A 24,601-nucleotide genomic window follows, 5' to 3' on the forward strand; every position below is an offset into this window, starting at 1 on the left:
AGAACGGGATGACTAGTATTTCTTTTATGATAGGACTAGATTGTGGTATAATAGAGAGAATAAGTTTTTTTAGTAAGACAAAGGAGAAAATAGATGATTTATGCAGGAATTCTTGCCGGTGGAACTGGCACACGTATGGGAATCAGTAATTTGCCAAAACAATTTTTAGAGCTAGGTGATCGACCTATTTTGATTCATACAATTGAAAAATTTGTCTTGGAACCAAGTATTGAAAAAATTGTGGTTGGGGTTCATGGAGACTGGGTTTCCCATGCAGAGGATCTTGTAGATAAATATCTACCTCTTCATAAAGATCGTATCATCATTACAAAAGGTGGTGCTGACCGTAATACGAGTATTGAGAAAATCATTGAAGCCATTGATGCTTATCGTCCGCTTACTCCAGAGGACATCGTTGTTACCCACGATTCTGTTCGTCCATTCATTACGCTTCGCATGATTCAGGACAATATCCAACTTGCTCAAAATCATGACGCAGTGGACACAGTGGTAGAAGCGGTTGATACTATCGTTGAAAGTACTAACGGTCAATTTATTACAGATATTCCAAATCGTGCTCACCTCTATCAAGGACAAACGCCTCAAACATTCCGTTGCAAGGACTTCATGGATCTTTACGGTTCTCTCTCTGCCGAAGAGAAAGAAATCTTAACAGATGCATGTAAAATCTTTGTAATCAAAGGAAAAGATGTAGCCTTGGCTAAGGGTGAATATTCAAATCTGAAAATTACTACAGTAACAGATTTGAAGATTGCAAAAAGCATGATTGAGGAAGAGTAATAAAATGATTAATCAAATTTACCAACTAACAAAGCCTAAGTTTATCAATGTCAAATATCAGGAAGAGGCTATTGACCAAGAGAATCATATCCTCATCCGCCCTAATTATATGGCGGTCTGTCATGCGGATCAGCGTTACTACCAAGGAAAACGTGATCCGAAGATTTTGAATAAAAAACTTCCAATGGCAATGATTCACGAGTCATGTGGAACCGTTATTTCTGACCCGACAGGAACCTACGAGGTTGGTCAAAAAGTTGTCATGATTCCTAATCAGCCTCCTATGCAGAGTGATGAAGAATTCTATGAAAACTACATGATAGGGACTCATTTCTTGTCTAGTGGCTTTGATGGCTTTATGAGAGAATTTGTTTCTCTCCCTAAAGATCGTGTGGTGCCTTATGATGCTATCGAAGATACGGTTGCAGCCATTACAGAGTTTGTCAGTGTCGGTATGCATGCTATGAATCGCTTATTGACACTTGCTCATAGCAAGCGGGACCGAATCGCCGTTATCGGAGATGGAAGTTTAGCTTTTGTGGTTGCCAATATTATCAACTATACTTTGCCAGAAGCAGAGATCGTGGTTATTGGTCGTCATTGGGAAAAATTGGAACTTTTCTCATTTGCCAAAGAATGCTATATTACTGATAATATTCCTGAAGATTTGGCCTTTGACCATGCTTTTGAGTGTTGTGGTGGTGATGGTACTGGACCAGCTATTAATGACTTGATTCGCTACATTCGTCCTCAGGGAACGATTCTCATGATGGGAGTTAGTGAGTATAAAGTCAATCTCAATACACGCGATGCGTTAGAAAAAGGTTTGCTCTTGGTTGGTTCCTCTCGTTCTGGTCGCATCGATTTTGAAAATGCAATCCAAATGATGGAAGTCAAGAAATTTGCCAATCGTCTTAAAAATATCCTTTATCTAGAAGAACCTGTAAGAGAAATTAAAGATATTCACCGTGTCTTTGCGACCGATTTAAACACAGCCTTTAAAACAGTGTTTAAGTGGGAAGTATAGGTGCTGGAGGTTAATTGTGGAGAAAATCATTAAAGAAAAAATTTCTTCCTTACTTAGTCAAGAAGAGGAAGTCCTCAGTGTTGAACAACTGGGGGGAATGACCAATCAAAACTATTTGGCCAAAACAACAAATAAGCAGTACATCGTTAAGTTCTTTGGTAAAGGGACTGAAAAGCTGATCAATCGTCAAGATGAAAAGTACAATCTTGAACTACTTAAAGATTTAGACCTAGATGTCAAAAATTATCTTTTTGATATTGAAGCTGGTATCAAAGTAAATGAGTATATTGAATCTGCGATTACGCTTGATTCAACGTCAATCAAGACCAAATTTGATAAAATTGCTCCAATATTACAAACTATTCATGCTTCTGGCAAGGAATTAAGAGGAGAATTTGCTCCGTTTGAAGAAATCAAAAAATACGAATCCTTGATTGAAGAGAAAATCCCTTATGCCAACTATGAAGCAGTTAGAGAAGAAGTCTTCTCTTTAGAGAAAAGACTGGCTGACTTAGGTGTTGACAGAAAATCTTGTCATATCGATTTGGTGCCTGAAAACTTTATCGAATCACCTCAAGGACGACTTTATCTGATTGACTGGGAATATTCATCAATGAATGATCCAATGTGGGATTTGGCTGCCCTCTTTTTAGAATCTGAATTCACTCCCCAAGAGGAAGAAGCTTTCTTATCTCACTATGAGAGTGACCAAACACCTGTCTCTCGTGAAAAGATTGCTATTTATAAAATTTTACAAGATACCATTTGGAGTCTATGGACAGTCTATAAGGAAGAGCAAGGCGCAGATTTTGGTGATTATGGTGTGAATCGTTATCAAAGAGCTGTTAAAGGTCTAGCTTATTATGGAGGTTCTGATGAAAAATAAAAATGGAGTTTCTTTTGGTCTACTCTCAGGTATTTTCTGGGGGTTAGGTCTAACGATCAGTGCTTATATCTTTTCGATTTTTACAGATTTGTCACCCTTTGTGGTAGCCGCTGCTCATGATTTCTTGAGTATCTTTATCTTACTAGCTTTTCTCTTGGTAAAAGAAGGAAAAGTTCGTCTCTCAATTTTCTTAAATATTCGCAATGTTAGTGTTATCATCGGAGCCTTACTAGCAGGCCCTATCGGTATGCAGGCCAATCTTTATGCAGTTAAGTATATCGGAAGTTCTTTAGCTTCATCTGTATCAGCTATTTACCCTGCGATTTCAGTTTTATTGGCTTTCTTCTTCTTGAAGCACAAGATTTCGAAAAATACTGTGTTTGGGATTATCTTGATTATTGCAGGGATTATTGCCCAGACCTATAAGGTTGAACAGGTCAATTCCTTCTATATTGGGATTCTCTGTGCTTTAGTTTGTGCTATTGCATGGGGAAGTGAGAGTGTTCTCAGCTCCTTTGCTATGGAAAGTGAATTGAGTGAAATCGAAGCCCTCTTAATCCGTCAAGTGACTTCATTCTTGTCCTATCTTGTGATTGTGCTCTTCTCTCATCAGTCATTTGCAGAAGTGGCCAATGGACAATTGTTAGGTCTTATGATTGTCTTTGCAGCCTTTGATATGATTTCTTACTTGGCTTATTATATCGCTATCAATCGCTTGCAACCAGCCAAGGCTACAGGCTTGAACGTGAGCTATGTAGTATGGACTGTCTTGTTTGCAGTTGTTTTCTTGGGTGCACCGTTAGATATGCTGACAATTATTACGTCACTTGTCGTCATTGCTGGAGTTTATATTATTATTAAAGAATAAAGGAGATTCGTGTGAAAGCCATCATCTTAGCAGCGGGATTGGGAACTCGCTTGCGTCCTATGACTGAAAATACCCCTAAAGCCTTGGTTCAGGTTAATCAAAAACCCTTGATTGAATACCAAATTGAGTTTCTCAAAGAGAAAGGAATTAACGACATCATCATTATCGTTGGTTACCTTAAAGAACAATTTGATTACTTAAAAGAAAAATATGGTGTTCGCCTCGTTTTCAATGATAAATACGCTGACTACAATAACTTTTACTCTCTCTATCTTGTAAAAGAAGAATTAGCTAACAGTTACGTTATCGATGCCGATAATTATCTCTTTAAAAATATGTTCCGCAATGATTTGACACGTTCTACTTATTTTAGTGTTTATCGTGAAGATTGTACCAACGAATGGTTCTTGGTCTATGGAGATGACTACAAGGTTCAAGACATTATTGTTGATAGCAAAGCTGGTCGTATCCTGAGTGGTGTATCCTTCTGGGATGCTCCAACTGCAGAAAAGATTGTCAGCTTTATCGACAAGGCTTATGCAAGTGGTGAATTTGTTGACCTCTATTGGGATAATATGGTTAAGGATAATATCAAAGAACTAGATGTCTATGTTGAAGAATTAGAAGGCAACAGCATCTATGAAATCGATAGTGTCCAAGATTATCATAAATTGGAAGAAATTCTTAAAAACGAAAATTAAAGATTCCAACATCTGACTGAAATAGTCGGATGTTTTTTACTTCACTTTAGTTTGTTATTTTTAATAACTGTTTGAAATGTGGTTGTTAAATATAAAAAAAACAAAAAATGAACAAAAAACAACAGAAAAACATTGACAACGATTTCATATAGTGTTATACTTATAGCATAAAGTTAATGGAAAGAAGGGAAAACCTTATGGGATTAGATCATTTCTTTGACAAAAACCTTGTGTTTTGCTTAGAAGCGGATAATCAAGAACATCTCTTTGATCAGGTTGCAACTTTATTGGAAGAACGTGAAATCGTAACTCCAACTTATCGTGAAGCCTTGATCACGCGTGAAAAGTCATTTCCAACTGGCTTAGATATGGAATTTTTGGGTAAGGATTTGCCGAATGTGGCTATTCCTCACACAGATATTGTTCATAATCTAGCCGAAAAAGTTGTGGTCGTTCGATTAGAAAAACCAGTGACTTTCCACAATATGATTGCGCCAGATAAGGAAGTAGAAGTATCCTTACTCTTCTTTATCATTAATAACTCAAGTTCAAGCCAAACGAACATTCTTGCTCAGTTGATGGACTTCTTTACTGGAAATGGTCATCTTGAAGACCTATCAAAAATTTCTGAACCAGAAGCCATCTATGCTTATATTGCTGAAGCAATTGCTTAATCTTGTCTATTAAAAATATTAAATCGGAGGAAATCCATATGATTAAAATTCTTGCTGCCTGCGGTGCAGGTGTTAACTCAAGCCACCAAATTAAAAGTGCTCTTGAAGAAGAACTTTCAAACCGCGGTTTCGATGTTCACTGTGATGCGGTAATGGTCAAAGACGTTAATGAAGACCTTATCAAAGGTTATGACATCTTCACACCAATTGCTGCGACAGATCTTGGTTTTGACCCAGGTATTCCAGTTATCGAAGCTGGACCAATCTTATTCCGTATCCCAGCAATGAGTGCTCCAGTATTTGACAATATTGAAGCAGCTATCAAAGAACACGGATTAAGCTAATTTTAATTTGTTAACATTCATATAACTATAAAAAGGGAGGAACTATTATGGATGTCATTATCAATCTGGCCAACGATATCTTTAAACCTATCTTGGCTATGGGTGGCCCTATCATCATGCTGATCATTTTGACAGTGTTGGCCCTACTTTTTGGAGTGAAATTCTCCAAAGCGCTTGAAGGTGGTATCAAGCTCGCCATCGCCCTTACTGGTATCGGTGCTATCATCGGTATGCTCAACGGAGCTTTCTCAGCATCACTTGCGAAATTCGTTGAAAACACTGGTATTCAATTGAACATCACCGACGTTGGTTGGGCGCCACTTGCTACCATCACTTGGGGATCTGCTTGGACACTTTACTTCTTGCTTGTAATGTTGATTGTCAACGTTGTGATGCTTGCAATGAAGAAAACAGACACACTTGATGTCGATATCTTCGATATCTGGCACTTGTCAATCACTGGTCTTTTGATCAAATGGTATGCAGACAACAATGGTGTAAGCCAAGGGGTTTCACTCTTCATCGCGACAGCAGCAGTTGTACTTGTAGGTATTTTGAAGATCATCAACTCTGATTTGATGAAACCAACATTCGACGACCTTCTTAACGCACCAAGTTCATCACCAATGACTTCAACTCACATGAACTACATGATGAACCCAGTTATCATGGTCTTGGATAAGATTTTTGATAAAGTTTTGCCAGGTCTTGATAAATATGACTTTGACGCTGCAAAATTGAACAAGAAAATTGGTTTCTGGGGATCTAAATTCTTCATCGGTTTCATTCTTGGTATCGTTATTGGTTTGATGGGAACTCCACATCCAGTTGCTGGAGTAGAAGATGCATCTTCATGGGAACTTGTTATTAAAGGTTGGTTGTCTCTTGGTTTGACAGCCGGTGTAGCTTTGGAACTCTTCTCACTTATCGGTTCATGGTTCATTGCTGCCGTAGAACCACTTTCACAAGGTATTACAAACGTTGCTACTAAACGTTTGGAAGGACGTAAGTTTAACATCGGTCTAGACTGGCCATTCATCGCTGGTCGTGCTGAAATCTGGGCTTGTGCAAACGTACTTGCACCAATCATGTTGATTGAAGCTGTGCTTCTTTCAAAAGTAGGAAATGGTATCTTGCCACTTGCAGGTATCATCGCTATGGGTGTTACTCCAGCTCTCTTGGTTGTAACACGTGGTAAATTGCTCCGCATGATTATCTTCGGAACACTCTTGTTGCCACTCTTCCTTCTTTCAGGTACACTTATCGCACCATTTGCAACAGAACTTGCTAAAGGTGTAGGTGCCTTCCCAGAAGGTGTGAGCCAAACTCAATTGATCACTCACTCAACTCTTGAAGGACCAATCGAAAAACTTCTTGGTTGGACAATTGGTAACACTACAACTGGTGATATCAAAGCAATCCTTGGTGCTGTAGTCTTCCTTGTATTCTATATCGGTATCTTTGCATGGTACAGAAAACAAATGATCAAACGTAACGAAGAGTACGCAGCAAAAGCAAAATAATGCGCTCCTATAAAATGTAAATTGTTGAAACTAGGTTGTCATACGTTCTAGGAGTGACAGCCTAGTTTTTTTATAAACTATCAAGAAATCGGAGAAAATAATGGTAATTGAATTAAAATCAGAACAATTAAGGGTTCAATTTAACAGTTTTGGTGGGGCTCTTTCTTCTATAAAAGATGCTGAGGGACTGGAGTATTTGTGGCAAGGGGATGCTACTTATTGGAGTGGACAAGCTCCTGTTCTCTTTCCCATTTGTGGTTCATTGAGAGAGGATACAGCACTTTATATAGATGATAATGGACAAGAAAGTAAAGGAAAGATTCCTCGTCATGGTTTGGTTCGCAAGAAAGAATTTGAATTAGTTGAACAGACAGATAAGAGTGTTACTTTTGCAATTGAAGACGATGAGAATAGCTATCAGAACTACCCCTATCATTTCCGCCTAGAAATCACTTATATCCTTACAGGAAAGACAGTACGGACTCAATACAAAATTTTCAATAAAGAAACTAGCAAGGTCATGCCTTACTTTATTGGTGGTCATCCAGGCTTTAATTGTCCCTTACTGGATGATGAAGTCTATGAAGATTACTATTTAGAGTTTGAGAAGGAAGAGACTTGCTCTGTTCCACGTCCTTTTCCAAAAACGGGTATGCTGGATTTTCAAGATAGAAGTCCATGGCTAGAGGCGCAAAAAGAAATAAATCTTAGTTATGATCTTTTCAGCACGGATGCAGTCACCTTAGATGAATTGCAATCTAGAACAATTGCCCTTCGTTCTCGTAAACATGATAAGGGATTGAAAGTGCACTTTGAAGAGTTTCCAAACCTTATTATTTGGTCAACTTTGAATAAGGGACCTTTCATTGCTTTTGAACCTTGGTCTGGCTTGTCAACATCACTTGAAGAAGGAGATCATCTAGAAGATAAGAAGAATGTTCGTCTCCTAGAACCTGGTCAAGTGGATCAAATTGGTTTTGATATCGAAATTTTTTAGTTAAAAAACACAAAAACAAACACTAACTGTTGACTTTTTTAGGAAATAGGAGTATATTATGTTTGTAAGCAACAAATGATGTTTGTAACAAACAAATAATCGCTTGTTATATTCTCTTTTGTGGAGAAAGATTATTTCTAGGAAACTGGTTTCCTAAACTTGAATAAGGTGTCATTCATCTCATTCAATCCAATTTGTCAATAAACTGCTAGAAAACTTTTTGTAGGTAAACTGCTAACTATAAAAGGTTTTACTAGCCTAGAAAAATAAAAAGGAGTATACAATATGTCTATTGTTATCGGTGCAGATGCTGCAGGTTTGAGATTGAAAGAAGTTGTGAAAGACTTCTTGGAAAAAGAGAACTTCCACGTTGTGGATGTTACAGCTGATGGTCAAGACTTTGTTGATGTGACTCTTGCTGTTGCTGCAGAAGTAAACAAAGAAGAACAAAACCTTGGTATCGTGATTGATGCTTATGGGGCTGGTCCATTTATGGTTGCAACTAAGATCAAAGGAATGGTTGCTGCAGAGGTATCTGACGAACGTTCAGCTTATATGACTCGTGGTCACAACAACTCACGTATGATCACTATGGGTGCACAACTTGTTGGTGATGAATTGGCTAAAAATATCGCTAAAGGATTTGTTAACGGTAAATACGATGGTGGACGTCACCAAATTCGTGTCGACATGTTGAACAAAATGTGCTAATTAGATTACAGTAAGAAAGGTAAGTTAAAAATGAGAATTGCAATTGGATGTGACCACATCGTAACAGATGAAAAAATGGCGGTTTCAGAATTTTTGAAATCAAAAGGATATGAAGTCATTGACTTTGGTACATATGACCATACACGTACTCACTACCCAATCTTTGGTAAAAAAGTTGGTGAAGCCGTAACTAGCGGTCAAGCTGATCTTGGGGTATGTATCTGTGGTACTGGTGTTGGTATCAATAACGCTGTAAATAAAGTTCCAGGTGTTCGTTCTGCCTTGGTTCGTGATATGACAACAGCTCTTTATGCTAAAGAGCAATTGAACGCTAACGTTATCGGTTTTGGTGGTAAGATTACTGGTGAATTGCTCATGTGTGACATCATCGAAGCTTTCATCCATGCTGAATACAAACCATCTGAAGAAAACAAGAAATTGATTGCGAAAATTGAACACGTTGAAAGTCACAATGCTCAACAAACAGACGCAAACTTCTTCACTGAATTCCTTGAAAAATGGGATCGCGGAGAATACCACGACTAAGAGGTGACCTATGATTTTAACAGTCACAATGAACCCATCCATTGATATTTCCTATCCTTTGGATGAGTTGAAGATTGATACTGTCAATCGTGTGGTGGATGTAACCAAAACGGCTGGTGGTAAGGGACTCAATGTTACCCGAGTACTTTCAGAATTTGGGGATTCTGTTCTTGCTACTGGTTTAGTTGGTGGTAAACTTGGTGAGTTTTTGGTTGAAAATATCGATGATCAGGTAAAGAAAGATTTCTTCTCAATTCAGGGAGAAACTCGTAACTGTATCGCTATTCTCCATGGAGACAACCAAACAGAAGTTCTTGAAAAAGGACCTGAAGTATTGGAACCGGAAGGTCAAGACTTTTTGGAACATTTCAAAAAACTCTTGGGTTCAGTTGAAGTAGTAGCCATCTCAGGTAGTCTGCCAGCTGGCCTTCCAATTGATTACTATGCGAGCTTGGTAGAACTTGCTAATCAAGCTTGCAAGCCTGTTGTCTTGGACTGCTCTGGTGCAGCTCTTCAGGCGGTTCTTGAATCACCACATAAACCGACAGTCATCAAACCAAATAATGAGGAATTGTCTCAGCTTCTAGGAAGAGAAGTTTCTGAGGATTTGGATGAATTAAAAGAAGTTCTTCAAAAATCTTTGTTTGCAGGGATTGAATGGATTATCGTTTCACTTGGTGCCAACGGTGCTTTTGCCAAACATGGTGACACTTTCTACAAGGTAGATATTCCTAGAATTCAGGTAGTCAACCCTGTTGGCTCTGGAGACTCTACTGTGGCAGGAATTTCTTCAGGCCTTCTTCATAAAGAATCGGATGCAGAATTACTCATCAAGGCAAACGTCCTTGGTATGCTCAATGCTCAAGAAAAAATGACTGGTCATATCAACATGGCCAATTATCAAGCTCTATATGATCAATTAATAGTAAAAGAGGTATAAAATGGCTTTAACAGAACAAAAACGTGCACGCTTAGAAAAACTTTCTGATGAAAATGGAATCATCTCAGCTCTTGCATTTGACCAACGTGGTGCTTTGAAACGCCTCATGGCTCAACACCAAACAGAAGAACCAACTGTAGCTCAAATGGAAGAACTGAAAGTCTTGGTAGCAGATGAATTGACTAAATACGCTTCATCAATGCTTCTTGATCCTGAGTATGGACTTCCAGCGACTAAAGCTCTTGATGAAAAAGCTGGTCTTCTCCTTGCTTATGAAAAAACAGGTTATGACACAACAAGTACAAAACGCTTGCCAGACTGCTTGGATGTTTGGTCTGCAAAACGTATTAAAGAACAAGGTGCTGATGCAGTCAAGTTCTTGCTTTACTATGATGTAGATAGTTCAGATGAACTTAACCAAGAAAAACAAGCATACATCGAACGTATTGGTTCAGAGTGTGTGGCTGAAGATATTCCATTCTTCCTTGAAATTTTAGCTTACGATGAAAAGATTGCTGATGCAGGTTCTGCAGAATACGCGAAAGTAAAACCACACAAAGTTATTGGTGCTATGAAAGTCTTCTCAGACCCACGCTTCAACATTGATGTCTTGAAAGTGGAAGTTCCTGTAAATGTGAAATATGTTGAAGGATTTGGAGATGGTGAAATTGTCCATACTCGTGAAGAGGCAGCAGCATTCTTTAAAGCCCAAGATGAAGCAACTAACTTGCCATACATCTACTTGAGTGCTGGTGTATCAGCTAAACTCTTCCAAGATACTCTTGTATTTGCCCATGAATCAGGAGCAAACTTTAACGGAGTTCTTTGTGGACGCGCTACTTGGGCTGGTTCAGTTGAAGCTTACATCAAAGATGGTGAAGCAGCAGCACGTGAATGGCTACGTACAACAGGATTTGAAAACATTGATGAATTGAATAAGGTTCTTCAAAAAACTGCTACTTCATGGACTGAACGCGTGTAAGAAACTCCCAATGGTTTAGATACGCTAATCAAAAATATTTTAAAAAAAGTTGTATGTAAAGGTTTACAAAAAAACTTTCTTGTGATATACTTAAATCACAAGTTAATACAAGGTGAGTGTTACTAAGTAATATTAGGCATGATCACAGGTGAATTAGAAATCGGCTGATTTTCTAGTTCATTTGTGGTCATTTTTTGTACTAATATACCTTTAAGATATAAAAGGAGGTTGACATGTATCGAATTCTAAATCCAATGAATCACAATGTCTCGCTTGTCAGAAACGATAAAGGAGAAGAAGTGATTGTGATTGGTAAGGGGATTGCATTTGGAAAGAAGAAGGGGGATTTGATTGCTGAACAGCAGGTTGAGAAAATCTTTCGGATGAAGACCGAAGAGTCCAGAGAAAACTTTATGGCTCTTCTCAAAGATGTTCCGCTTGATTTTATCACAGTGACTTATGAAATCATTGATAAACTATCAAAGAAATATCATTATCCGATTCAAGAGTATCTCTACGTAACCTTGACAGATCATATTTACTGTTCTTACCAAGCTCTAGCACAAGGAAGGTACAAGGATAGTAATTTGCCAGATATTTCTGCCAAGTATCCTGTCGCTTTTCAAATCGCAAATGAAGCTTTTGAAATTTACTGTCAGAAGCTAGCAGATCATTTTCCTGAGGACGAAATTATTCGGATTGCTTATCATTTCATTAATGCCGAAGGTGAAAATGAAGTGGAACTTGTGGAGTCGATTGATAAGAGGAAAGAAATTCTCAGGAATGTTGAAGAAGTTTTAACGGACTATGCAATTCAACGAACCAAAGAGAATAACCATTTCTATGATCGTTTTATGATTCATCTGAATTATTTCTTGGATTATTTAGACAGATCTAGAGATGATAACCAATCACTTCTGGATATGGAAGATCATATTAAACAATCCTATCCAAAAGCCTTCGAGATTGGTTCCAAGATCTATGATGTGATTACGCAACATACGGGTCTTGATTTGTATAAAAGTGAACGAGTTTATCTAGTTCTACATATCCAACGTTTATTGTCATAAAAATTTATTTAAAACTATATAAGGAGAATTCTATCATGAATAGAGAAGAAGTAACATTGTTAGGTTTTGAAATCGTAGCCTATGCTGGCGATGCTCGTTCAAAACTATTGGAAGCTTTAAAGGCTGCTGAAGCTGGTGATTTTGCGAAAGCGGACAGATTAGTTGAGGAAGCTGGTTCTTGCATTGCTGAAGCTCACCACGCTCAAACAAGTCTATTGACCAAGGAAGCTTCAGGTGAGGACTTAGCTTATAGTGTAACCATGATGCATGGCCAAGACCACTTGATGACAACTATTTTGTTAAAAGATTTGATGCATCATTTAATTGAACTGTACAAGAGAGGAGTTAAATAATGAATAAACTAATTGCATTTATTGAGAAAGGAAAACCTTTCTTTGAGAAACTATCTCGTAATATCTATCTTCGTGCTATTCGTGATGGTTTCATTGCAGGTATGCCTGTTATTCTCTTCTCAAGTATCTTTATCTTAATCGCCTTTGTACCAAACTCATGGGGCTTTAAATGGTCTGATGAAGTTGTAGCATTTCTGATGAAACCTTATAGCTATTCTATGGGTATTCTGGCTCTCTTGGTAGCTGGTACAACAGCTAAGTCATTGACCGACTCAGTCAATCGAAGCATGGAGAAAACCAATCAAATCAACTATATGTCAACACTGTTAGCAGCGATTGTTGGTTTGTTGATGTTGGCAGCTGATCCTATCGAAAATGGTCTTGCTACTGGATTCTTGGGGACAAAAGGTTTGCTTTCAGCCTTCCTTGCTGCCTTTGTTACTGTAGCAATCTATAAGGTTTGTGTTAAGAACAACGTCACTATTCGTATGCCTGACGAAGTTCCACCAAATATCTCACAAGTCTTTAAAGATGTGATTCCATTCACTCTATCAGTTGTTTCACTTTATGCTCTTGATTTACTAGCTCGTCACTTTGTTGGTGCAAGCGTAGCTGAATCAATCGGTAAATTCTTTGCACCATTATTCTCTGCAGCTGATGGCTATCTTGGTATTACCATTATCTTTGGTGCCTTTGCCTTCTTCTGGTTTGTTGGTATCCATGGTCCATCTATTGTTGAACCTGCTATCGCAGCTATTACCTATGCAAATGCCGAAGTCAACTTGAACCTTCTCCAACAAGGTATGCACGCTGACAAGATTCTTACTTCTGGTACACAAATGTTTATCGTTACCATGGGTGGTACTGGTGCGACACTGGTTGTTCCATTCATGTTCATGTGGTTAACAAAATCAAAACGTAACCGTGCCATCGGTCGTGCTTCAGTAGTTCCAACATTCTTTGGTGTAAATGAACCAATCTTGTTTGGTGCACCGCTTGTATTGAATCCAATCTTCTTCATTCCATTTATTTTTGCTCCTATCGCAAACGTTTGGATCTTTAAATTCTTCATTGAAACTCTTGGAATGAATTCATTTACTGCTAATCTACCATGGACAACCCCAGCTCCACTAGGTCTAGTTCTTGGTACTAACTTCCAAGTTCTATCATTCATTCTTGCTGCCCTTCTAATCGTGGTTGATGTAGTCATTTACTATCCATTCCTTAAAGTCTATGATGAACAAATTCTTGAAGAAGAACGTTCAGGTAAGTCTAATGATGAATTGAAAGAAAAAGTTGCTGCGAACTTCAACACTGCAAAAGCAGATGCTATTCTTGAAAAAGCTGGTGTAGAAACAGCACAAAATACCATCACTGAAGAAACAAATGTCCTCGTTCTCTGTGCAGGTGGAGGGACAAGTGGACTCCTTGCAAATGCTTTGAATAAGGCAGCAGCAGAGTACAACGTTCCTGTGAAAGCAGCAGCAGGTGGTTATGGTGCTCACCGTGAAATGTTACCAGAGTTTGATTTGGTTATCCTAGCCCCTCAAGTTGCTTCAAACTTTGAAGACATGAAAGCAGAAACAGATAAACTCGATATTAAACTTGCGAAAACAGAGGGAGCTCAATACATCAAATTAACTCGTGATGGAAAAGGTGCTCTTGCATTTGTACAAGCTCAATTCGATTAACGATAGGGATTATAAAACAGTCTCCTATCGTTACGGAAATCGCTATGGCGAATTTCCTAATTGCCTTGTTAATTCGTTGGTAAAAAGATATCGTTTTTACCTCCTCATGTCACAATTTGGTGACTCGGTACAAGAAGTGAGATGGAGAAGGATGGCTCACTGACTCCTCTCCTCTCATTTTTACTTTATTTAAATCAAGAAATAGGTGAAAAAATGACAAAAACATTACCAAAAGACTTTATTTTTGGTGGCGCAACAGCTGCCTATCAAGCAGAAGGTGCTACACATACTGATGGTAAAGGACCAGTAGCGTGGGATAAATATCTTGAAGCTAATTACTGGTACACTGCAGAACCAGCCAGTGATTTTTACAATCGATATCCAGTTGACCTCAAGCTAGCAGAAGAGTATGGTGTCAATGGTATTCGAATTTCCATTGCTTGGTCACGTATTTTCCCAACCGGTTACGGTCAAGTAAATCAGAAAGGTGTCGAGTTTTATCATAATTTATTTGCAGAGTGCCACAAACGTCATGTTGAGCCCTTTGTAACTCTTCATCACTTTGATACGCCAGAAGCTCTACATTCAAATGGCGACTTCTTAAACCGTGAAAATATCGAACACTTTGTAGACTACGCTGCCTTCTGTTTTGAAGAATTCCCAGAAGTAAACTATTGGACAACCTTTAATGAAATTGGGCCAATTGGTGATGGTCAATACTTGGTTGGGAAATTCCCTCCAGGTATTCAGTACGACCTGGCCAAAGTTTTCCAATCGCACCACAATATGATGGTTTCTCATGCGCGTGCAGTCAAGCTATATAAAGATAAAGGCTATAAAGGGGAAATTGGTGTCGTGCACGCTCTCCCAACCAAGTACCCACTTGATCCTGAAAATCCTGCAGATGTTATTGCGGCAGAGTTGGAGGACATTATCCATAACAAATTTATCTTGGATGCAACTTATCTGGGTCACTACTCTGAAAAGACTCTGGCAGGGGTAGAGGCTATCTTGGCTGCCAATGGTGGTAGTTTGGATCTTCGTGAAGAAGATTTCGAAGTATTAGAAGCCGCAAAAGACTTGAATGACTTCCTTGGAATTAATTACTATATGAGTGACTGGATGGAAGCCTTTGATGGAGAAACTGAAATCATCCATAATGGTAAGGGTGAAAAAGGAAGCTCTAAATACCAAATCAAAGGTGTTGGTCGTCGTGTAGCTCCTGACTATGTACCACGTACGGATTGGGATTGGATTATATACCCTCAAGGTTTGTATGACCAAATCATGCGCGTGAAGAAAGATTATCCGAACTATAAGAAGATTTACATCACTGAAAATGGACTTGGATATAAAGATGAGTTTGTAGACAATACTGTTTATGATGATGGCCGTATTGATTATGTCAAACAACACTTAGAGGTCTTATCTGATGCGATTGCTGATGGTGCTAATGTAAAAGGTTACTTCATTTGGTCATTAATGGATGTCTTCTCATGGTCAAATGGTTATGAAAAACGCTACGGTCTCTTCTATGTAGACTTTGAAACTCAAGAACGTTATCCTAAGAAATCAGCTCATTGGTACAAGAAAGTAGCAGAAAGTCAGATTATAGACTAGTAGAATTAGTAATTAGACATAGAATTCTAGTGAGGCAAAAGATGTTTAAAGATTTTATCCAATCTATTTATGAAAAAGTTTATATCATCAATTTTGATAAATGTTCTCAAATACCTTGTTTGACGAATGAGGAGCTGAAAAAACTTGGGAAATGGTATGTCTCTACCGGTAAAGAATGGATTTGCCATTCAGACTATGAGCTGGAAGAATTTAAAAATATCTTTTTAAACTTTATCAGTCCTGAAGAACGGGATAATATCTCCTTTGATTCAGATTTTATGCCGTTTCAACAATCATAAAGAATCTAGGAAACTCTTTGTAAAAATCTTCATCAAAAAATGCGTCATATCAAGATTTTTATTTTCTTGATATGACGCATTTTATATTTTATCAATCCTCAGTTTTATGCTTTAGAAAGAATAATTTTTGTTTGTTTTGAAAGTTGTTCAAAGGTTTCTTTGCTCAGTTTAGAATCTGAAACGATGGTATCAATATCAGAGATATTGTAGAAGGTATAGAAATCAAATTTGTTGAACTTACTATTGTCAGCTAGTAAGTATTTCTTATTGGAATTATTGAGGGCGATGCGTTGAGATTCACCTTCCTCTTCACTAAAGGTCGCAATCGAATTGTCCTTAATACCATTACAGCTAACGAAGGCTTTAGAAAATTGTAAATTGGCCAAGTTTTGCAAGGTTAGTGTTCCGACAAAGGCTCCAGTGATAGAGCGATAGTTTCCACCAATTAAAATCAAATCTGTTAGTTTTCGTTCGTTTAGGATGAGAAAGACTGGTAAACTGTTTGTTACAACACGAATATTATCAATTGGTAGTTCACGGGCAAAAGATTCTAAGGTCGTACCAGGGCCGATAAAAATAGTTTCACCCTCATCAATTAAATGGCCTGCAAAACGGCTGATTTCTTGTTTTTCTGCAATCTGTAAGCTTTGTTTTTCAATATTAGAACGTTCATTGTTTAAAATAGAACCTGTGCGAATTTTCTCAGCTCCCCCGTGCACACGAACAAGTAAATCCTTGTCAGCTAACTCTTGCAAGTAGCGTCTAGCAGTCATATCTGATACATCCAAGCGAGTCATGATTTCTTTTACAGTAATAGTTCCTTTTGTATTTACCGTTTCTAGAATATTATCTAGTTTTTCCTGCTTTAGCATCGTTATCACCTCTATTTCTATTACTATTTTATCATAAAGTATTCAATCAATCAATTTAAAAAACAAAAGAAAACAAAAACAAAAATATCATGGTTGTTTTAAACAAACCATGATATTTGTTATCAGTTCTGGGATAAGTGAATTAGTCCAAACCGTAATTGTAGTCATCGTCTTGCATGGCTTCAACTTCACCAAGGAGGTAACCATTTCCGACTTGAGAGAAGAAGTCGTGGTTGGATGTTCCTGTTGAAATACCGTTCATAACGATTGGGTTGACATCATCTGCTGAGTCTGGGAAGAGTGGATCTTGTCCCAAGTTCATGAGTGCCTTGTTAGCATTGTAGCGAAGGAAGGTCTTGACTTCTTCCGTCCAACCAACACCGTCATAGAGGCTTTCTGTATAACCTTCTTCGTTCTCGTAGAGAGTGTAGAGCAGGTCGTACATCCATTCTTTGAGTTTTTCTTGCTCTTCTTCAGGCAATTCATTGAAACCAAGTTGGAATTTGTAACCAATGTAGGTTCCGTGAACAGATTCATCACGAATAATTAATTTAATGATTTCCGCAACATTGGCTAGTTTGTTGTTACCAAGATAGTAGAGGGGAGTGAAGAAACCTGAGTAGAAGAGGAAGGTTTCAAGGAAGACGCTGGCAACTTTCTTTTCAAGTGCGCTACCGTTTAGGTAGATTTCGTTGACAATCTCAGCCTTCTTTTGCAGATAAGGATTGGTATTGGTCCATTCGAAAATTTCTTCAATCTCAGCCTTAGTATTCAAGGTAGAAAAGATTGATGAGTAAGATTTAGCGTGGACAGATTCCATAAATTGGATGTTATTGAAAACAGCTTCCTCATGTGGTGTACGGATGTCTGCGCGAAGGGCTTGAACCCCAGTTTCGGATTGCATAGTGTCTAGAAGGGTTAAACCACCAAAGACTTTGCCAACCAAGTCTTTTTCTACACTTGATAGCTTTCTCCAGTCATCCAAGTCATTTGACAAGGGAATACGTGTATCAAGCCAGAATTGCTCCGTCAGTTTTTCCCAAGTTGATTTGTCGATGACATCTTCGATGGCATTCCAGTTAATGGCTTTGTAGTAAGTTTCCATTTGAAATCTCTTTCTTAAATTGATAGTAAAGAATGATGGTCATTTATTAGTTAAAAAATTTAACATGATTTATCCTATTATTTTCAAAATCTATTTGAATTTTTAATAAAAGGGATTCAATAGTTAGCGACTCTTCCTCTATAGTATCTATATATTTTGTTTGAACAGTCAAGATATATGAATCTGTGTTAATTGAATAAATACTAATATCCTGATTGGAAACAGGTGCTAGATGGATTGAATCTATGTTTAGCTTTTTCCTTAAGTCTTGCTCAGCATTTTTTAGTATATAACCATAATCTTCTCTTACAACAATATTACGTAATTCAATGCGAGTACCTAGTAGTAATGTTTTTATAAACATTCGGATTTTATGCTCCTTTGACATTATTAAGTAATTTATTCTTTTAATAATACCTATTATTAAAAGTAGCATTACGAATGGCAGCATAACAGTTAGGGAAAATAATTCTAGATTTGTAATAATATTTTCGAAACTTAGATTCGTATAAAAAAGATTTATTTCGTTTACAGATTTGATAATCGAACCATAAAAAGTAGAGTACAAATAGACCCATTTTAAAGTATTGATGTACTTTTTGATATTAAGTTCATCAAAAATTTCAACTTTTTTATAGTTTAAAATCAATTTATATATATCAGTATTAGTGAGAAGGAGAACGAATGATGCGAAAGCTATGAATATAGTGGAATTGGAATCAAAATTCAGATTTAATATTGATAAAAAACCAAATAAATAACCAAGAATTGCTAATGCATAAAATAGAAAATATTGAATTATTTTTTTCTTTATTTCCATTAAATCACACAGCTTTCACATTGGTTAGCACCGACTTCTCCACCATCATCTGTAAAGGTACGGACGTAGTAGATAGACTTGATACCCTTGTTAAAGGCATAGTTACGAAGGATAGACAAGTCACGTGTCGTTTGTTTGTTCTCTTTCTTCCATTCGTAAAGACCTTTTGGAATGTCACTACGCATGAAGAGGGTGAGTGAAAGTCCTTGGTCTACGTGTTCAGTTGCAGCCGCGTAAACATCAATCACCTTACGCATATCCATGTCATAAGCAGAAGTGTAGTAAGGAATGGTTTCTGTTGACAAGCCAGCAGCAGGATAGTAGATTTTACCGATTTTCTTTTCTTGACGTTCTTCGATACGTTGCGTAATCGGGTGGATAGAAGCAGAAACATCGTTGATATAGCTGATAGAACCATTCGGTGCTACAGCAAGACGATTTTGGTGGTAAAGACCATCTGCTTGAACCTTGTCACGAAGTTCAGCCCAGTCAGCAGCACTCGGAATAAAGACATCTTTGAAGAGTTCTTTAACACGGTCTGATTTTGGAACAAACTCGCCAGTCAGATACTTGTCAAAGTAGCTTCCGTTAGCATAGTCTGATTTTTCAAAGTTATGGAAGGTAATACCACGTTCACGCGCTATATTGTTTGACTCAACCAAGGTCCAGTAGTTCATGAGCATGAAGTAGATGCTTGTAAATTCAACAGACTCAGGCGATCCATATTCAATCAATTGTTGGGCAAGGTAGCTGTGAAGTCCCATAGCACCAAGACCAAAGGTATGAGCTTGGCTATTTCCATAGTCGATAGTAGGCACAGCTACGATGTGTGAACTATCTGTAACGAAAGTAAGGGCACGAACCATAGCACGGATAGAACGACCAAAGTCAGGGGAAGTCATCATGTTAACCACGTTGGTTGAACCAAGGTTACATGAAACGTCCGTCCCCATTTGAAGGAATTCTTGAGCATCGTTGATCAAGCTTGGTTCTTGAACTTGAAGAATCTCAGAACACAAGTTACTCATAATAATCTTACCATCAACTGGATTTGCACGGTTAGCCGTATCAATGTTGACTACATAAGGGTAGCCAGATTCTTGTTGCAATTTAGAGATTTCAGTTTCCAAATCACGCGCCTTGATTTTTGTCTTACGGATATTTGGATTTGCGACTAGCTCATCGTATTTTTCAGTGATGTCGATGTAGTTAAATGGCACACCGTATTCAAGCTCTACAGAGTATGGGCTGAAGAGGTACATTTCTTCATTTTTACGCGCCAATTCGTAGAATTTATCTGGTACCACGACACCAAGCGAAAGGGTCTTGACACGAACTTTTTCATCGGCGTTTTCTTTCTTAGTTGAAAGGAAGGCGATAATATCTGGGTGGAAGACGTTTAGGTAGACAACACCAGCACCTTGACGTTGACCCAATTGGTTTGAGTAAGAGAAGCTATCTTCGAAAAGTTTCATAACTGGAACGACACCAGAAGCGGCTCCTTCATAGCCTTTGATAGGAGCTCCAGCTTCACGAAGGTTGCTGAGGGAAATTCCCACACCGCCACCGATACGTGAAAGTTGAAGAGCTGAGTTGATAGAACGTCCGATAGAGTTCATATCATCAGTTACTTGGATCAGGAAACATGATACCAATTCTCCACGACGAGCACGTCCAGCATTCAAGAAGGAAGGAGTAGCAGGTTGGTAGCGTTGGTGGATGATTTCATTGGCAATATCGATTGCAACAGCTTCATTGCCATCAGCGAAATAAAGGGCGTTAAAGAAGACACGGTCTTCCATGCTTTCAAGATAATATTCACCGTCGTTTGTCTTCAAGGCATATTGATTGTAAAACTTATAGGCAGCCATGAAAGACTTGAATTGGAAGTTTTGTTCTTTAATAAATTGAGACAATTCTTCCAAGAATTCTGGACGGTATTTCTTGATAAAGGCTGTTTCGATATAGTTGTGTTCAATGAGGTAGTTGATTTTATCTTTGATTGAATCAAAAATCATAGTGTTTGGAACTACATTTTCTTTAAAGAAGGCATCCAAGGCTTCCTTATCTTTATGAAGCATGATTTGTCCATTGACAGGACGGTTGATTTCGTTATTGAGACGGAAGTAAGTCACGTCCTCAAGATGTTTTAATCCCATAAAATTTCCCTTATCTAATTACAAAAGAAAGGCTTCTAAGTTAGCCCTAGAAGCAGTTTCTTCTGGATGATGTACTAAGATTATGCTAATTGTTTCAATTTTCCTGGTTGGAAACCTGAAAAGACTTCAGTTGGTGTTTGGATAACAGGAGCTGCGCTGAAACCGAGCTCTTTAACTTGATCGATGTACTCAGGTTGCTCATCGAGATTGATTTCGCGATAAGCGACATTATTATTGTCCAAGAAACGTTTGGTCATTTTACATTGGACACAGTTGTTTTTAGAATAAACGGTTACCATTGTGTAACTCCTCTTTCAAAATAGATTACTTTCCTAGTATATCAGAAAATAAATTTTTGTCAATGATTTGAAACTAAATATAGTGGTCTATTTTTCTGCTCGAGCTCACAAAACACAATATGTAGTGTTTGCTTTGTGAAATAGTGATGATAATCCTACAAGTAGTTTTTTGGAAAACTATATCCTGTGTTTTGTCAATAAATATAGAAGATTTTCAGCAAGTTATCTGAAAGGAAATCGAATAAATCCCATAAAATGCTTGAAAAAAATCCGAGAAGATGATATAATACCAAATTGTAAGGGTTATCACATATAACTCAAAAAAGAAAGAACAAAAGGAGAGTCAAACTATGGCTTCTAAAGATTTCCACGTAGTGGCAGAAACAGGTATTCACGCACGTCCAGCAACATTGTTGGTACAAACTGCTAGCAAATTTGCTTCAGATATTACTCTTGAGTACAAAGGTAAATCAGTTAACCTTAAATCAATCATGGGTGTTATGAGTCTTGGTGTTGGCCAAGGTGCTGACGTGACTATCTCAGCTGAAGGTGCAGATGCAGATGACGCTATCGCTGCAATCTCAGAAACAATGGAAAAAGAAGGATTGGCATAAGGAAAATGACAGAAATGCTTAAAGGAATCGCAGCATCTGACGGTGTTGCAGTTGCAAAAGCATATCTACTCGTTCAACCGGATTTGTCATTCGAGACTGTTCCAGTCGAAGATACAAACGCAGAAGAGGCTCGTTTGGATGTAGCTCTTGAAGCTTCTCAAAACGAGCTTTCTCTTATCCGTGAGAAAGCTGTAGGTACGCTTGGTGAAGAAGCGGCTCAAGTTTTTGACGCTCATTTGATGGTTCTTGCTGACCCAGAATTGATTGGTCAGATTAAAGAAACAATCCGTGCTAAGAAAGTCAATGCTGAAGCAGGTCTTAAAGAAGTGACTGACATGTTCATCACTATCTTTGAAGGCATGGAAGACAACCCATATATGCAAGAACGTGCAGCGGATATCCGCGACGTGACAAAACGTGTATTGGCAAACCTTCTTGGTAAGAAATTGCCAAACCCAGCTTCTATCAATGAAGAAGTAATCGTCATTGCGCATGACTTGACACCATCTGATACAGCTCAATTGGACAAAAACTTTGTAAAAGCTTTTGTAACAAATATCGGTGGACGTACAAGCCACTCAGCTATCATGGCACGTACACTTGAAATTGCAGCTGTATTGGGAACAAATAATATCACTGAAGTAGTGAAAGACGGTGATATCCTTGCCGTTAACGGAATTACTGGTGAAGTGATTATCAACCCAACAGATGAACAAGCGGCTGAATTTAAAGCAGCTGGTGAAGCTTATGCTAAACAAAAAGCTGAATGGGCACTTTTGAAAGATGCTCAAACAGTGACTGCTGACGGTAAACACTTCGAGTTGGCTGCTAACATCGGTACTCCAAAAGACGTTGAAGGTGTTAACAACAACGGTGCAGAAGCTGTTGGACTTTACCGTACAGAGTTCTTGTACATGGATTCTCAAGATTTCCCAACTGAAGATGAGCAGTATGAAGCATACAAGGCTGTTCTTGAGGGAATGAATGGTAAACCAGTGGTTGTTCGTACAATGGATATTGGTGGAGATAAGGAACTTCCTTACTTCGATATGCCACACGAAATGAATCCATTCCTTGGATTCCGTGCTCTTCGTATCTCTATTTCTGAAACTGGAGATGCAATGTTCCGTACACAAATCCGTGCCCTTCTTCGTGCTTCTGTTCATGGTCAATTGCGTATCATGTTCCCAATGGTTGCCCTTTTGAAAGAATTCCGTGCAGCTAAAGCAGTCTTTGATGAAGAAAAAGCAAACCTTCTTGCTGAAGGAGTTGCAGTTTCGGATGATATCCAAGTTGGTATCATGATTGAAATCCCTGCAGCAGCTATGCTTGCAGACCAATTTGCTAAAGAAGTTGACTTCTTCTCAATTGGTACAAACGACTTGATCCAATACACAATGGCAGCAGACCGTATGAACGAGCAAGTTTCATACCTTTACCAACCATATAACCCATCAATCCTTCGCTTGATCAACAACGTTATCAAGGCAGCTCACGCTGAAGGTAAATGGGCAGGTATGTGTGGTGAAATGGCTGGTGACCAAAAAGCTGTTCCACTTCTTGTCGGAATGGGCTTAGATGAGTTCTCTATGTCAGCAACTTCAGTACTTCGTACACGTAGCTTGATGAAGAAATTGGACACTGCTAAGATGGAAGAGTACGCTAACCGTGCCCTTACAGAGTGTTCAACAATGGAAGAAGTTCTTGAACTTCAAAAAGAATACGTTAACTTTGATTAATCGAAAAGTCCTTGCAACTAAGTTGCAAGGACTTTTTATAGTTTAAAATCAGAAAATCTATTAACTAGTTCATAAAATGCTTGACAATAAAAAAAATTGGAGTAGAATATTAACTAGTTAAATAACTAGTTAAGGAGTTTTTATGAAGAAACAAAATTTGTTTTTAGTGTTGTTAAGTGTCTTTCTTTTGTGTTTAGCTGCTTGTGGCCAAAAGGAAAGCCAGTCAGGTAAAGGGATGAAAATCGTGACCAGTTTTTATCCTATCTATGCCATGGTCAAGGAAGTATCTGGTGACTTGAATGATGTTCGAATGATTCAGTCAAGTAGCGGAATTCATTCTTTTGAACCTTCAGCAAATGATATCGCAGCCATCTATGATGCAGATGTATTTGTCTACCATTCTCATACACTTGAATCTTGGGCAGGAAGTCTGGATCCAAATCTCAAAAAATCCAAAGTTAAGGTTTTAGAGGCTTCAGAAGGAATGACGTTGGATCGTGTCCCTGGTCTAGAAGATGTGGAAGCCGGTGATGGAGTTGATGAAAAAACGCTTTATGACCCTCATACTTGGCTAGATCCTGAAAAAGCTGGCGAAGAAGCGCAAATTATCGCTGATAAACTTTCAGAGGTTGATAGTGAGCACAAAGAAACTTATCAGAAAAATGCGCAAGCCTTTATCAAAAAAGCTCAAGAATTGACTAAGAAATTCCAACCTAAATTTGAAAAAGCGAGTCAGAAAACATTTGTAACCCAACATACAGCCTTTTCTTATCTAGCTAAGCGATTTGGACTCAATCAGCTTGGAATCGCAGGTATCTCTCCAGAACAAGAACCAAGTCCAAGACAATTAACAGAAATTCAGGAATTTGTTAAAACCTATAAGGTTAAAACGATTTTTACAGAAAGTAATGCTTCTTCGAAAGTAGCTGAAACTCTTGTCAAATCAACAGGTGTGGGTCT

26 protein-coding genes are annotated in these 24,601 nt (G+C 38.2%); 21 read left to right on the plus strand and 5 right to left on the minus strand.

The genetic code is table 11. From position 1 onward, the window contains the following. Positions 1-93 precede the first annotated feature (93 nt). The 18 genes from N5909_RS00205 to N5909_RS00290 all read left to right on the plus strand — a co-directional run bounded on the left by N5909_RS00205 (position 94) and on the right by N5909_RS00290 (position 16,033). Positions 94-801 carry a 2-C-methyl-D-erythritol 4-phosphate cytidylyltransferase gene (locus N5909_RS00205; protein ID WP_004259627.1) on the plus strand — a complete coding sequence of 236 codons (708 nt, stop codon included), beginning with the start codon at positions 94-96 and terminating at the stop codon, positions 799-801. 4 nt (positions 802-805) lie between these two features. Continuing rightward, the gene (locus N5909_RS00210; protein WP_049488776.1) at positions 806-1,828 is read left to right on the plus strand and encodes a ribitol-5-phosphate dehydrogenase; all 1,023 of its coding nucleotides are present in this window, start codon (positions 806-808) and stop codon (positions 1,826-1,828) included. Positions 1,829-1,844: 16 nt separating this feature from the next. After that, complete coding sequence (gene licA / locus N5909_RS00215; protein ID WP_049491765.1) at positions 1,845-2,714, plus strand: choline kinase LicA; 870 nt, start codon at positions 1,845-1,847, stop codon at positions 2,712-2,714. Then, positions 2,704-3,582 carry a DMT family transporter gene (locus N5909_RS00220; RefSeq protein ID WP_070843005.1) on the plus strand — a complete coding sequence of 293 codons (879 nt, stop codon included), beginning with the start codon at positions 2,704-2,706 and terminating at the stop codon, positions 3,580-3,582. The genes licA and N5909_RS00220 overlap by 11 nt, the downstream gene beginning before the upstream one ends. Before the next feature lie 11 nt (positions 3,583-3,593). Then, entirely contained in the window at positions 3,594-4,283 is a 690-nt protein-coding gene (locus N5909_RS00225; protein WP_000643965.1) for a sugar phosphate nucleotidyltransferase, read from the plus strand. A gap of 197 nt (positions 4,284-4,480) precedes the next feature. Further along, positions 4,481-4,957, plus strand: coding sequence for a PTS sugar transporter subunit IIA (locus N5909_RS00230; RefSeq protein WP_004260657.1), 477 nt, complete (start codon positions 4,481-4,483; stop codon positions 4,955-4,957). A gap of 38 nt (positions 4,958-4,995) precedes the next feature. After that, positions 4,996-5,301: a PTS sugar transporter subunit IIB gene (locus N5909_RS00235; RefSeq protein ID WP_000590547.1), complete on the plus strand. Its 306-nt coding sequence runs from the start codon at positions 4,996-4,998 to the stop codon at positions 5,299-5,301. A 47-nt stretch (positions 5,302-5,348) separates the two neighbouring features. Next, positions 5,349-6,824, plus strand: a complete 1,476-nt coding sequence (locus N5909_RS00240; RefSeq protein ID WP_033681833.1) for a PTS galactitol transporter subunit IIC — start codon at positions 5,349-5,351, stop codon at positions 6,822-6,824. Between the two features lie 100 nt (positions 6,825-6,924). Further along, positions 6,925-7,821 (plus strand): aldose 1-epimerase family protein, encoded by an 897-nt coding sequence (locus N5909_RS00245; protein WP_271630629.1) that lies wholly within the window; start codon positions 6,925-6,927, stop codon positions 7,819-7,821. Positions 7,822-8,106: 285 nt separating this feature from the next. Next, complete coding sequence (gene lacA / locus N5909_RS00250) at positions 8,107-8,532, plus strand: galactose-6-phosphate isomerase subunit LacA (protein WP_049551849.1); 426 nt, start codon at positions 8,107-8,109, stop codon at positions 8,530-8,532. A 30-nt stretch (positions 8,533-8,562) separates the two neighbouring features. Then, complete coding sequence (lacB, locus tag N5909_RS00255; protein ID WP_001216913.1) at positions 8,563-9,078, plus strand: galactose-6-phosphate isomerase subunit LacB; 516 nt, start codon at positions 8,563-8,565, stop codon at positions 9,076-9,078. A gap of 10 nt (positions 9,079-9,088) precedes the next feature. Continuing rightward, positions 9,089-10,018, plus strand: coding sequence for a tagatose-6-phosphate kinase (locus N5909_RS00260; RefSeq protein ID WP_271630630.1), 930 nt, complete (start codon positions 9,089-9,091; stop codon positions 10,016-10,018). A gap of 1 nt (position 10,019) precedes the next feature. Further along, entirely contained in the window at positions 10,020-11,000 is a 981-nt protein-coding gene (gene lacD / locus N5909_RS00265) for a tagatose-bisphosphate aldolase (protein WP_271630631.1), read from the plus strand. A 233-nt stretch (positions 11,001-11,233) separates the two neighbouring features. Then, positions 11,234-12,070 (plus strand): transcription antiterminator, encoded by an 837-nt coding sequence (locus tag N5909_RS00270; RefSeq protein ID WP_271630633.1) that lies wholly within the window; start codon positions 11,234-11,236, stop codon positions 12,068-12,070. A 35-nt stretch (positions 12,071-12,105) separates the two neighbouring features. Beyond that, complete coding sequence (locus N5909_RS00275; RefSeq protein ID WP_049510514.1) at positions 12,106-12,423, plus strand: PTS lactose/cellobiose transporter subunit IIA; 318 nt, start codon at positions 12,106-12,108, stop codon at positions 12,421-12,423. Then, on the plus strand, positions 12,423-14,114 hold the full coding sequence (locus N5909_RS00280) for a lactose-specific PTS transporter subunit EIIC (protein ID WP_054373818.1): 1,692 nt from the start codon (positions 12,423-12,425) through the stop codon (positions 14,112-14,114). Before N5909_RS00275 ends, N5909_RS00280 begins: the two co-directional genes overlap by 1 nt. A 213-nt stretch (positions 14,115-14,327) precedes the next feature. Beyond that, positions 14,328-15,734 (plus strand): 6-phospho-beta-galactosidase, encoded by a 1,407-nt coding sequence (lacG, locus tag N5909_RS00285; RefSeq protein ID WP_271630634.1) that lies wholly within the window; start codon positions 14,328-14,330, stop codon positions 15,732-15,734. Positions 15,735-15,775: 41 nt separating this feature from the next. Continuing rightward, positions 15,776-16,033 (plus strand): DUF3884 family protein, encoded by a 258-nt coding sequence (locus tag N5909_RS00290; protein ID WP_000471578.1) that lies wholly within the window; start codon positions 15,776-15,778, stop codon positions 16,031-16,033. 104 nt (positions 16,034-16,137) lie between these two features. Here the strand turns inward: N5909_RS00290 and N5909_RS00295 are convergent, their stop codons facing one another. From N5909_RS00295 to nrdH, 5 genes are all read right to left on the minus strand, one after another. Then, positions 16,138-16,905, minus strand: a complete 768-nt coding sequence (locus N5909_RS00295) for a DeoR/GlpR family DNA-binding transcription regulator (protein ID WP_271630636.1) — start codon at positions 16,903-16,905, stop codon at positions 16,138-16,140. A 142-nt stretch (positions 16,906-17,047) separates the two neighbouring features. Then, the gene (nrdF, locus tag N5909_RS00300) at positions 17,048-18,010 is read right to left on the minus strand and encodes a class 1b ribonucleoside-diphosphate reductase subunit beta (protein WP_271630637.1); all 963 of its coding nucleotides are present in this window, start codon (positions 18,008-18,010) and stop codon (positions 17,048-17,050) included. Positions 18,011-18,056: 46 nt separating this feature from the next. Continuing rightward, complete coding sequence (locus N5909_RS00305; protein WP_271630638.1) at positions 18,057-18,830, minus strand: hypothetical protein; 774 nt, start codon at positions 18,828-18,830, stop codon at positions 18,057-18,059. Continuing rightward, positions 18,830-20,989 (minus strand): class 1b ribonucleoside-diphosphate reductase subunit alpha, encoded by a 2,160-nt coding sequence (gene nrdE, locus N5909_RS00310; protein ID WP_033681830.1) that lies wholly within the window; start codon positions 20,987-20,989, stop codon positions 18,830-18,832. Before nrdE ends, N5909_RS00305 begins: the two co-directional genes overlap by 1 nt. Positions 20,990-21,069: 80 nt before the next feature. Beyond that, a complete protein-coding gene (gene nrdH / locus N5909_RS00315; RefSeq protein WP_033681829.1) occupies positions 21,070-21,288 on the minus strand; it encodes a glutaredoxin-like protein NrdH in 219 nt (72 codons plus the stop codon). A gap of 350 nt (positions 21,289-21,638) precedes the next feature. Between nrdH and N5909_RS00320 the strand changes: the two genes are divergently transcribed. The 3 genes from N5909_RS00320 to adcAII form a co-directional block, all read left to right on the plus strand. Continuing rightward, the gene (locus tag N5909_RS00320; RefSeq protein WP_000146947.1) at positions 21,639-21,902 is read left to right on the plus strand and encodes a phosphocarrier protein HPr; all 264 of its coding nucleotides are present in this window, start codon (positions 21,639-21,641) and stop codon (positions 21,900-21,902) included. A gap of 5 nt (positions 21,903-21,907) precedes the next feature. After that, on the plus strand, positions 21,908-23,641 hold the full coding sequence (ptsP, locus tag N5909_RS00325) for a phosphoenolpyruvate--protein phosphotransferase (RefSeq protein ID WP_033681828.1): 1,734 nt from the start codon (positions 21,908-21,910) through the stop codon (positions 23,639-23,641). Between the two features lie 142 nt (positions 23,642-23,783). Next, positions 23,784-24,601: zinc-binding lipoprotein AdcAII (adcAII, locus tag N5909_RS00330; RefSeq protein WP_271630639.1), on the plus strand; the 818-nt coding region annotated here is incomplete at its 3' end.

The organism is Streptococcus gwangjuensis (genome assembly GCF_028156745.1).
Lineage (GTDB): Bacteria > Bacillota > Bacilli > Lactobacillales > Streptococcaceae > Streptococcus > Streptococcus gwangjuense_A.

Excerpts from the sequence above, each read along its gene's own strand:
- N5909_RS00240 (WP_033681833.1), top strand. The coding sequence starts at position 5,349 with ATGGATGTCATTATCAATCTGGCCAACGATATCTTTAAACCTATCTTG.
- N5909_RS00205 (WP_004259627.1), top strand. The coding sequence starts at position 94 with ATGATTTATGCAGGAATTCTTGCCGGTGGAACTGGCACACGTATGGGA.
- N5909_RS00320 (WP_000146947.1), top strand. The coding sequence starts at position 21,639 with ATGGCTTCTAAAGATTTCCACGTAGTGGCAGAAACAGGTATTCACGCA.
- N5909_RS00235 (WP_000590547.1), top strand. The coding sequence starts at position 4,996 with ATGATTAAAATTCTTGCTGCCTGCGGTGCAGGTGTTAACTCAAGCCAC.
- nrdF (WP_271630637.1), bottom strand. The coding sequence starts at position 18,010 with ATGGAAACTTACTACAAAGCCATTAACTGGAATGCCATCGAAGATGTC.
- N5909_RS00295 (WP_271630636.1), bottom strand. The coding sequence starts at position 16,905 with ATGCTAAAGCAGGAAAAACTAGATAATATTCTAGAAACGGTAAATACA.
- N5909_RS00270 (WP_271630633.1), top strand. The coding sequence starts at position 11,234 with ATGTATCGAATTCTAAATCCAATGAATCACAATGTCTCGCTTGTCAGA.
- N5909_RS00220 (WP_070843005.1), top strand. The coding sequence starts at position 2,704 with ATGAAAAATAAAAATGGAGTTTCTTTTGGTCTACTCTCAGGTATTTTC.
- lacB (WP_001216913.1), top strand. The coding sequence starts at position 8,563 with ATGAGAATTGCAATTGGATGTGACCACATCGTAACAGATGAAAAAATG.
- nrdE (WP_033681830.1), bottom strand. The coding sequence starts at position 20,989 with ATGGGATTAAAACATCTTGAGGACGTGACTTACTTCCGTCTCAATAAC.
- N5909_RS00305 (WP_271630638.1), bottom strand. The coding sequence starts at position 18,830 with ATGGAAATAAAGAAAAAAATAATTCAATATTTTCTATTTTATGCATTA.
- lacA (WP_049551849.1), top strand. The coding sequence starts at position 8,107 with ATGTCTATTGTTATCGGTGCAGATGCTGCAGGTTTGAGATTGAAAGAA.
- N5909_RS00210 (WP_049488776.1), top strand. The coding sequence starts at position 806 with ATGATTAATCAAATTTACCAACTAACAAAGCCTAAGTTTATCAATGTC.
- lacD (WP_271630631.1), top strand. The coding sequence starts at position 10,020 with ATGGCTTTAACAGAACAAAAACGTGCACGCTTAGAAAAACTTTCTGAT.
- lacG (WP_271630634.1), top strand. The coding sequence starts at position 14,328 with ATGACAAAAACATTACCAAAAGACTTTATTTTTGGTGGCGCAACAGCT.
- ptsP (WP_033681828.1), top strand. The coding sequence starts at position 21,908 with ATGACAGAAATGCTTAAAGGAATCGCAGCATCTGACGGTGTTGCAGTT.
- N5909_RS00245 (WP_271630629.1), top strand. The coding sequence starts at position 6,925 with ATGGTAATTGAATTAAAATCAGAACAATTAAGGGTTCAATTTAACAGT.
- N5909_RS00290 (WP_000471578.1), top strand. The coding sequence starts at position 15,776 with ATGTTTAAAGATTTTATCCAATCTATTTATGAAAAAGTTTATATCATC.
- N5909_RS00280 (WP_054373818.1), top strand. The coding sequence starts at position 12,423 with ATGAATAAACTAATTGCATTTATTGAGAAAGGAAAACCTTTCTTTGAG.
- N5909_RS00275 (WP_049510514.1), top strand. The coding sequence starts at position 12,106 with ATGAATAGAGAAGAAGTAACATTGTTAGGTTTTGAAATCGTAGCCTAT.
- N5909_RS00260 (WP_271630630.1), top strand. The coding sequence starts at position 9,089 with ATGATTTTAACAGTCACAATGAACCCATCCATTGATATTTCCTATCCT.
- N5909_RS00230 (WP_004260657.1), top strand. The coding sequence starts at position 4,481 with ATGGGATTAGATCATTTCTTTGACAAAAACCTTGTGTTTTGCTTAGAA.
- nrdH (WP_033681829.1), bottom strand. The coding sequence starts at position 21,288 with ATGGTAACCGTTTATTCTAAAAACAACTGTGTCCAATGTAAAATGACC.